We start from the raw sequence: 9,371 nt of genomic DNA, 5'->3' as shown, positions 1-9,371 counted from the left end.
TCACCTCGCCATGGTCGAAGGAGACCAGCCGCACGTCGGCCGCGCGGTGCTCGCCGTAGCTCACCACCTGCAGCTGGCGCTCGGCCGCGGCTTCGGCGAACACCGGGTACTCGACCATGTCGCGGTTCAGCACCACGCTGTCGCCGGCGGTCATGCCGAGGAAGATGCGCGCGTCCTGCCGCGCGGCGGCCTCGGCCGGGCCGCGGTGCTTCTGCGCCGCGGCCGAGGGGCCGGTGATGACCGCGAGCGTCGGGCGCACGAGCTGCGTCGACGCGGGCAGCTGCGACTGGCTCATGTCGAGCACCCAGTAGGCGGCGTGGCGCGGCAGGCAGGTGAGGTTCCAGGCGATGCCCGAGGGCAGGCTGATGCTGCCTTCGGGCTGGCCGACCTCGCCCCACACGGTGAGCGCGCTGGCCATCATGGCCGCCACGGTCGCGCCGGCGACGCCCTGCCCCACGACGGCGCAGACGCCGCCGTTGAACTCGGCGCGCGCATGGGTGCCGAGCTGCAGCACGGCCTGCGGCAGGTCGGCCACCTTGAGCACCGGCACGCGCTTGTCGAGGTGCGGCTTGGGATCGACGCACAGCACGGCGGCCGCGGGCTGCAGCACGCCCTTGAGCGCGACGGCCGCGAGCGGGGCCTTGGCGTTACGCGTCTGGTTCTCGAACACCACGCGGCCTTTGCGCAGGAAGGAGCGCTGCGCGACGCCGCTGGCGCGCCAGCCATCCTCGGGCTTCACCACCCATTCGCCGCCGGTCACGCGCGCCATCTCGCTCGCGGTCCAGGTGCCGCCGTCGTCGCGCGGTCCGCCCTGCCCGACCGAGATGCCGCCGCCGGCCACCGCGCCGGCGCCCGCGCCATGCAGCGTGCGGCGCTCCACCAGGTAGCGGTGGAAGGCCACGAAGCCCGAGACGTACTGCTCGACGTCGTCGATGCGCACGCGGAACGCGTGGTGGCGGATGAAGAACGAGCCGACGATGGTCGAGGGACGGCGGAAGTACATCGCCATCTCGGGCCAGAAGTAGCCGTTGAGCAGGTAGTGCGCGCGGTAGTCGAGCGCGCGGTAGAACTTCTCGACGTCGAGCTCGTCGAGCAGGTGCCGCATCGCGGGCATGCCCTCGAGCCGCTGCAGCATCTGCTGCGCGGCCAGCATCAGCTCGAGCAGCGTCGGGAAGGTGGTCTTGCGGTCGAGCACGAAGTCGAGGTAGCCCGCGACGTTCTGCAGCCCGAAGCGGAAGTAGCGCTCCTGCGGGCTCCAGCGCGCGAGCTCGTTGACGCAGCAGCTCAACCAGTGGTCGTGCGCCTGCCAGTGCTGGCTGGCGATGAAGTGGTCGAAGGCCTTCTCCACCACGGCGAGCCACTGGGGATCGCGCGTGAGGCCGTAGAGGCGCAGCAGGCCGTAGGAGGCCTGGCCGTCGTAGTAGATGATCCGCGAGGCCTGCTTGAGCGTCAGGTCGTTCGCATGGATGACGTGGTTGAAGCGGCCGGTCGCCGGGTCCTGCAGCGAGGAGATGCCGAGCGCGAGCTTGTCGAGCAGCGGCAGCCAGCGCCGCGTGTCCATCGCTTCGCAGTACTTCACGAGCGCCAGCACGCAGGCCGCGTTGCCGCCCAGGCGGATCTCGCCGCCGGTGTCGACCAGGAACGAGATGTCGCGGCCGTCGGCGAGCTTGTAGTCGCGGATCAGGTGATGCACCAGGCGATCGAGCGCGCGCTCGATGGCCGCGCGCAGCGTCTCGTCGCGCGTGATCTCCCACGCCTCGATCATGGCGTAGAGCGCGCTCGCATGGCGCATCGCATCGTAGGTCGGGATGCGCCGGTCGAAGCAGGGGAAGTAGCCGTAGACGAACAGGCCGTCGGCCTGCACCTGGCGCGCCAGGTACGAGGCGCCGCTGCGCACCAGGTCGAGCGTGGACTGCGGATTGAGCGCGGGCAGCTGGCGCCGGCCGGCATCGAGCCCCGTGCCCACGAGCTTGTGCACCACGCCGTCGGGCTGGCAGAACAGGCCCACGGTCGCCAGCAGGAACACCGGCTGGTCGCCCGGCAGGTCGAGCGAGAGCCGGCGGCCGAAGCGCGCATCGGCATAGAGCTCGAAGTTGCGCGGGTTCACCACCGCATGCGCGATGGTCGAGTCGCCGCTGAGCATCGCGTTCGCATTGAGCTCCTGCTCGGTGAACGCGAGCTCGAAGTCCTTGTCGAAGGCCAGGCCGAGGCGGAAGTAGTTGCGCTTGACCGACGCCAGCTGTCCCTTGAACTGGACCCAGTCGATCGGGCTCGCGCCCTCGACCCAGTCGATGCGCAGCCAGGGCGAGACGATGCCGTGCTCGCGCACCCAGCGCTCGACCTGCTCGGCGCCTTCGCGCCAGGCGGTCTCGAGCACGGCCGCGCGGGTGTGCACCACGTGCGCCCGCTGCGTGCCGTCGCTCACCGAGAAGAACAGCGTGAAGGCCGGGTATGGCGCCGGCAGCGCCGCGCACACCGAGACGAGTCGCTCGTGGCAGGCGTGGAGCTGATCGGAAAAGGACATCATTCGGCCCCGGTCGAAAACGGGCAACCGGCCCTCTTCGTCATGCGTTGCCGCGATGACTCGGAAGACCGGGAGCTGCCATCGAAGGCATCGCAGTTCCCTGGTTCAGCGGTAGCTGAATTCGGCGCGGCGATTGAGCTGGTAGCCCTCCTCGGTGTTGGCAAGCGATGCGGGTTTTTCCATGCCCCAGCTGATGGCTTCGAGCCGTTCGGCGGGCACGCCCAGCTGCGTCAGGGCGCGCTGCACGGCTTCGGCACGGCGCTGGCCCAGCGCGAGGTTGTATTCGCGGCCACCGCGCGAGTCGGTGTGGCCTTCGAGCACGACGCGGCTCGTCGGGCGGTTGCGCAGGAAGCTGGCGTGCGCCTCGACGATGTTGCGGTACTCGGGCTTGATGTCGTATTTGTCGAAGTCGAAGTACACGATCTTCGACACGCCGGCCGGGCCGTTCTGCACCGGCGGCGGGGGCGGCGGCTCGACCTTGGCGACCGCGCTCGCCCCCTTGTTGGAGTAGTAGTAGGTCGCGTCGTCGCGGCCCTGCTTGGGCCCGGTGCCGCAGGCGACCAGGCTGGCGCCCAGTGCCGCGATGGCCAGTATCCGGAAATTCGTCTTCATACCGTTCCTTTCAGAGGACGGACCGTTGCCGGTCCGTCCTTTCTTCTGCTGCTCGTTCTCTTTTTTTCCGTCCACTGTCCGTGACCGGATCAGCCCAGCAGGCCGTGCAGGATGTTGGCGACCGGGGTCACCACGTTGCCGACCGTGTGCTCGACCTGGCTGGTGATCGGGGTCACGACCTGGGTCAGGTTGGTACCCAGGGCGTGGTCCACGCCGTCCAGCACGTTGGCCACCGTGTCGACCACCGGTGCCGCGGCACCGGTGGCGCCTGCCAGGATGTCGGTCACCGGGGCCAGCGCGCCGGCGCTGGTGCCGGTCAGCGAATCGACCACCGGCGTCGCGCCACCCGTCAGGCCACCGAGGATGTCGGTGACCGGCTGCAGGATGTTGGCCAACGGGCCGTCGCCGCCGAGCGAGCCGAGCAGGCTGCCGACGAGGCCGTCGTTGCCCAGCAGACCGCCGACCAGGCCGTCGTTGCCGAGCAGGCCACCGACCAGGCCGTCGTCGCCGAGGACGCCGCCGAGCAGGCCGCCTTCGCCGCCGCCGAGCACGCCACCCAGCAGGCCGTCGTTGCCCAGCACACCGCCGAGCAGGCCGCCGTCGCCGCCGAGCACACCACCCAGCAGGCCGTCGTTGCCGAGCACGCCACCGAGCAGGCCGCCTTCGCCACCGCCGAGCACGCCGCCCAGGAGGCCGTCGTCGCCCAGGATGCCGCCGAGCAGGCCGCCGTCACCGCCGAGCACGCCGCCCAGCAGGCCGCCATCGCCAAGAACACCGCCGAGCAGACCGCCGTCACCGCCGAGCACACCGCCCAGCAGGCCGTCGTCGCCCAGGATGCCGCCCAGCAGGCCGTCGTCGCCCAGGATGCCGCCGAGCAGGCCGCCGTCACCACCGAGCACGCCACCCAGCAGGCCGCCATCGCCCAGCACACCGCCGAGCAGACCGCCGTCACCGCCGAGAACGCCGCCCAGGAGGCCGTCGTCGCCCAGGATGCCGCCGAGCAGGCCGCCGTCACCACCGAGCAGACCGTCCAGCAGGCCGTCGTCGCCCAGGACGCCGCCGAGCAGGCCGCCGTCACCGCCGAGCACGCCGCCCAGAAGGCCGTCGTCACCCAGGATGCCGCCGAGCAGGCCGCCGTCACCGCCGAGGACACCGCCCAGGAGGCCGTCGTCACCCAGGACACCACCCAGGAGACCACCGTCACCGCCGAGCAGACCGCCCAGCAGGCCGTCATCGCCAAGGACACCACCCAGCAGGCCGCCGTCACCGCCGAGCAGACCGCCCAGCAAGCCGTCGTCGCCCAGGACGCCACCCAGCAGGCCGCCGTCGCCGCCGAGCAGACCGCCCAGCAAGCCGTCGTCACCCAGGACACCACCCAGCAGGCCACCGTCGCCGCCGAGCAGACCGCCCAGCAGGCCGTCGTCGCCAAGGACGCCACCCAGCAGGCCGCCGTCACCGCCGAGCAAGCCGCCCAGCAGACCGTCGTCGCCCAGGACACCACCCAGCAGGCCGCCGTCACCGCCGAGCAAGCCGCCCAGCAGACCGTCGTCGCCCAGCACGCCACCCAGGAGACCACCGTCACCGCCGAGCAAGCCGCCCAGCAGACCGTCGTCGCCCAGCACGCCACCCAGGAGACCACCGTCGCCGCCGAGCAAGCCGCCCAGCAGGCCGTCGTCACCCAGCACGCCACCCAGGAGGCCACCGTCGCCGCCGAGCAAGCCGCCCAGCAGGCCGTCATCGCCTAGCACGCCACCCAGGAGACCACCGTCACCGCCGAGCAAGCCGCCCAGCAGGCCATCGTCGCCCAGGACGCCACCCAGCAGACCACCGTCACCGCCGAGCAAGCCGCCCAGCAGGCCATCGTCGCCCAGGACGCCACCCAGCAGGCCGCCGTCACCACCGAGCAGGCCGCCCAGCAGACCGTCGTCACCCAGGACGCCACCCAGCAGGCCGCCGTCACCGCCGAGCAGACCGCCCAGCAGACCATCGTCACCCAGCACGCCACCCAGCAGGCCACCGTCGCCGCCGAGCAGGCCGCCCAGCAGACCGTCGTCGCCCAGGACACCACCCAGCAGGCCGCCGTCGCCACCGAGCAGGCCGCCCAGCAGGCCGTCGTCGCCCAGGACACCACCCAGCAGGCCGCCGTCGCCACCGAGCAAGCCGCCCAGCAGGCCGTCGTCGCCCAGGATGCCGCCGAGCAGGCCGCCGTCACCGCCGAGCAAACCGCCCAGCAGACCGTCGTCGCCCAGGATGCCACCCAGCAGACCACCGTCGCCACCGAGCAAGCCGCCCAGCAGACCGTCATCACCCAGGATGCCGCCGAGCAGACCACCGTCGCCACCGAGCAAACCGCCCAGCAGACCGTCATCACCCAGCACGCCACCCAGCAGCCCATCGCCGCCGATCAGATTCGCCACGCCATCGGTCAGGAAGTCGACCTGCGTGCCCACCGCGCCCAGCAGTGCGTCGGTGGTACCGGCGCCCAGCAGCTGGTCGGTCAGCGGGCTCAGCAGGCCGCCCAGGCCGTCGGTGACCTGGCCCACGAGGTCGTCCACCGGATCCAGCACGTTCGGGTCGTTCGGCGTGAAGGTGTCGCCGAGCACCGGGCCCAGCAGACCGCTCACGGTATCGGTCAGGCTGTCGGTCAGGCCGACCACCGGGGCGAGCACGTCGCCCAGGCCGAGCTCACCGAGCAGGCCGTCGTTGAGGCCGTCGACCAGGCCGCCGACGATGCTGTCGGTCGGGTCGAGCAGTTGGGCACCCGTGCCGCCGCCACCGCCGTCGAGCAGGCCACCGAGCAGACCGCCCAGCAGGCCGTCTTCGCCGATCAGGCCACCGACCAGGCCGTCTTCGGCCAGCAGGCCGCCGACCAGGCCGTCCGGACCCAGCAGGCTCGGCACCAGGCCGTCCTCGCCGAGCAGGCCGCCGACGATGCCGTCATCGCCCAGCAGACCGCCGAGCAGGCCGTCGTCACCGAGCACGCCACCGAGCAGGCCGTCGTCGCCGAGCAGGCCGCCCAGCAGGCCATCGCCGCCGATCAGGCCACCGAGCAGACCGTCGTCGGCCAGCACGCCGCCGAGCAGGCCGTCGTCGCCGAGCAGACCGCCCAGCAGACCGTCGTCGCCCAGCAGGCCACCGAGCAGGCCGTCGTCACCCAGCAGGCCGCCGAGCGGGCCGCCGGCACCGAGGATGCCGTCGTCGCCGAGCACGCCACCGAGCAGACCGTCGTCGCCGAGCAGGCCACCCAGCAGGCCGTCGTCGCCCAGCAGGCCGCCGAGCAGACCGTCTTCACCGCCGAGCAGGCCGCCCAGCGGGCCGTCGGCCAGCAGGCCACCGACCAGGCCATCGGGGCCCAGCAGGCTGTCCACGATGCCGCCTTCGCCGAGCAGACCGCCGGCGAGGCCTTCGCTGCCCAGCAGGCCGCCGAGCAGGCCGTCGTCGCCGAGCAGGCCACCGACCAGGCCGTCTTCGCCCAGCAGGCCGCCCAGGGCGCTGTCTTCACCGATCAGGCTGCCCAGCAGGCCGTCGGAACCGAGGGCCGGGCCGAGCAGGCCGCTCAGCAGGCCGCCTTCGCCGCCCACGCCGCCGAGCAGGCCGCCGTCACCCAGCAGGGTGTCGAGCAGGCTGCCGACCGCGGTGCCTTCGCCGATCAGGCCACCGACCAGACCGTCGTCGCCGAGCAGTTGGCCCACGAGGCCGTCTTCGCCGAGCGCGCTGCCCAGCAGGCTGCCTTCGCCGAGCAGGCCATCGACCACCTGGCCGATGGTGCCGTCGGTGCCCAGCAGGCCGTCGACGAGGCCGTCGATGCCCAGGCCGGTGGTCACGCCACCGAGCAGGCCATCGCTGCCCAGCACGTTCTCGAGTGCGTTGCCCAGGGCGTCGGTGACGTAGTCGACCTGGCCGTTGAGCGAGCCGATCAGCGCGTCGGTCACGCCGTTGCCCAGCAGGGCATCGACGACCGGAGCGACCGCGCCGCCCACGCCGTTGGTCAGGTTGTCCACGGCCGTGTCGACCGGATCGAACTCGTTCGGATCGTCGGGCGTGAACTCTTCGCCGACGATCGGCGAGAGCACGTCGTCGAGCAGGTCGGTGACGCCATCGACCACCGGCTTCACCGGGTCGAGCGCGCCGCCCAGGCCGAGGGTGTCGTCCACGGCATCGATCACGTGGTTGACGAGGCCGTCGCCCGGATCGAGGAGGTGGTCTGCGTCTGCGTCTGCATCGGCGTCAGCGTCTGCATCGGCGTCAGCGTCAGCGTCGGCATCGGCATCGGCATCGGCATCGGCATCGGCGTCAGCGTCCGCATCGGCGTCAGCGTCCGCATCGGCGTCAGCATCCGCATCGGCGTCAGCATCCGCATCGGCGTCAGCATCGGCATCGGCATCGGCATCGGCATCAGCGTCCGCATCGGCGTCAGCGTCCGCATCAGCGTCTGCATCGGCGTCAGCGTCAGCGTCCGCATCGGCATCAGCGTCTGCATCCGCATCGGCATCGGCATCGGCATCGGCATCGGCATCGGCATCGGCATCGGCATCAGCGTCAGCGTCAGCGTCCGCATCGGCATCAGCGTCAGCGTCCGCATCGGCATCAGCGTCAGCGTCCGCATCGGCGTCAGCGTCAGCGTCGGCGTCCGCATCGGCGTCAGCGTCAGCGTCGGCGTCGGCGTCTGCATCCGCATCGGCGTCAGCGTCCGCATCCGAGTCCGCGTCGGCATCAGCATCCGCGTCGGCATCGGCGTCCGCATCGCCATCGGCATCCGCGTCCGCATCGGCGTCCGCGTCGGCATCGGCGTCGGACTCACCCACGCCGCCTGGAATCTGGAAAGGAATGAAGCCACCATCGCCACCACCGCCGCCGCTCAGTGCGGCACCCAGTGCGGCCGCGCCCAGCGCGCCGAGGGCGAACTCGCCCAGGCCGATGCCGCTGCCGGCAGCGAGCTTCTTGGTGACGGCCAGCGCGGCGGCATCCGCATCGCTGTCGGGCGGCGTGACCTGCAGGTCGCCCGAGGCCACGTCGACGTTCACCTGCTCGAGGCCGCCAGGCAGCTTGGTGGAACCCACGGTGGCATCGGTGCCGCCGGTGAAGACGCCGGCCAGCGGCGCCTTGTTGCCGGCCGAGCCGGGGAACAGGACGTTGGCCTGGCCACCGTCGGGAACGATCACGCGATCGCCGGCCATCAGCGAATGGCCGCCGTCGACGGGAATCGACACGCCATCGCGCATGACGACCGTGCCCGGCGTAGCATTGGATAGCGATCCGATGCTGGCGGGCCCCGTCGCGACAGGCGCGGAGGGTGCGACCACCGGTGCCGAGCCCATGGGGGCGATCGGCGTTGCGGTGGCCTGGGCGATGACCACTGGAGCAACGCCGTTATCGGCAGTTCCCGCGGTCGAAGGGGTCGATGCTTGTGGTGCAGTCATGGCGGCCTCTGTGACAAAAGATGGAACTACAGGGGCAACTTGCGTGCCGCCTTTTCGCGGCCTTGCACCCACTGCCCATCGACCGCTGCAACTCGTTGATCTGCTTGGGTTTTTCTTTCAAATCAGTCCTTCGCGAGACGGCTTGCGAGGGCTTTCACCGAGGTCTTTTCTCGATTCGTTACGTAACGATGTAACGTGTGCGCCCCGGAACGCCGGCCCGACCCCAGGGGTTTTCGGCCGACACGCGCAAGCGCCACGGACCTGCGTTACGCGTCATCGCCGCGCACGTGCCCACGGCCTCGCGGCCTGCGTCCCCTCCGCTTCTTCTCTGCCTATCTATATATGTTCAATCCCTCCCAGGAAGACGTGCGCCGCTTCTTCTGCGACGTGTACGCCAAGCACCGCCAGGGCCTGCCGATGGAAGCACTCGAGACCATCGCCGCCGGCTGGATCGAGGCGCACCCCGAGTACCACGAGGACCTGCTCGACGCCGACGCGGCGGTGGCGCGGGTCTACGACGGCGCGAACGGCCGCGAGAACCCGTTCCTGCATCTGTCGATGCACCTGTCGATCAGCGAGCAGTGCTCGATCGACCAGCCGCGCGGCATCCGCCAGGCGGTCGAGCTGCTGGCCGCGCGCCGCGGTTCGCTGCTCGATGCGCATCACGAGGCGATGGAATGCCTGGGGCAGATGATGTGGGAGAGCCAGCGCGCGGGCCGCCCGCCGGATGGCGACGGCTACGTCGCCTGCGTGCAGCGCCGCGCCACGAAGGACTGAGGTCGACTACCCCGCCGACGCCCCGCGCCGCCGCGCCG

The 9,371-nt window shown here is 71.3% G+C and carries 4 protein-coding genes; 1 reads left to right on the top strand and 3 read right to left on the bottom strand.

The genetic code is table 11. The features are described from left to right. The 3 genes from AC27VN_RS22955 to AC27VN_RS22945 all read right to left on the bottom strand — a co-directional run. The coding region (locus AC27VN_RS22955; protein WP_490878008.1) for a Mur ligase family protein at positions 1–2,524 on the bottom strand (2,524 nt) is incomplete at its 3' end. Positions 2,525–2,629: 105 nt separating this feature from the next. After that, complete coding sequence (gene pal, locus AC27VN_RS22950) at positions 2,630–3,136, bottom strand: peptidoglycan-associated lipoprotein Pal (protein WP_093347731.1); 507 nt, start codon at positions 3,134–3,136, stop codon at positions 2,630–2,632. Between the two features lie 89 nt (positions 3,137–3,225). After that, a complete protein-coding gene (locus AC27VN_RS22945; protein WP_490878007.1) occupies positions 3,226–8,556 on the bottom strand; it encodes a hypothetical protein in 5,331 nt (1,776 codons plus the stop codon). Between the two features lie 342 nt (positions 8,557–8,898). Between AC27VN_RS22945 and AC27VN_RS22940 the strand changes: the two genes are divergently transcribed. Next, positions 8,899–9,333 (top strand): DUF1841 family protein, encoded by a 435-nt coding sequence (locus AC27VN_RS22940; RefSeq protein ID WP_208511236.1) that lies wholly within the window; start codon positions 8,899–8,901, stop codon positions 9,331–9,333. The last annotated feature ends 38 nt before the right edge of the window (positions 9,334–9,371 follow it).

Source organism: Variovorax sp. 20P10.2.4 (assembly GCF_058244205.1).
This window is presented reverse-complemented; position numbering and strand designations above follow the sequence as displayed.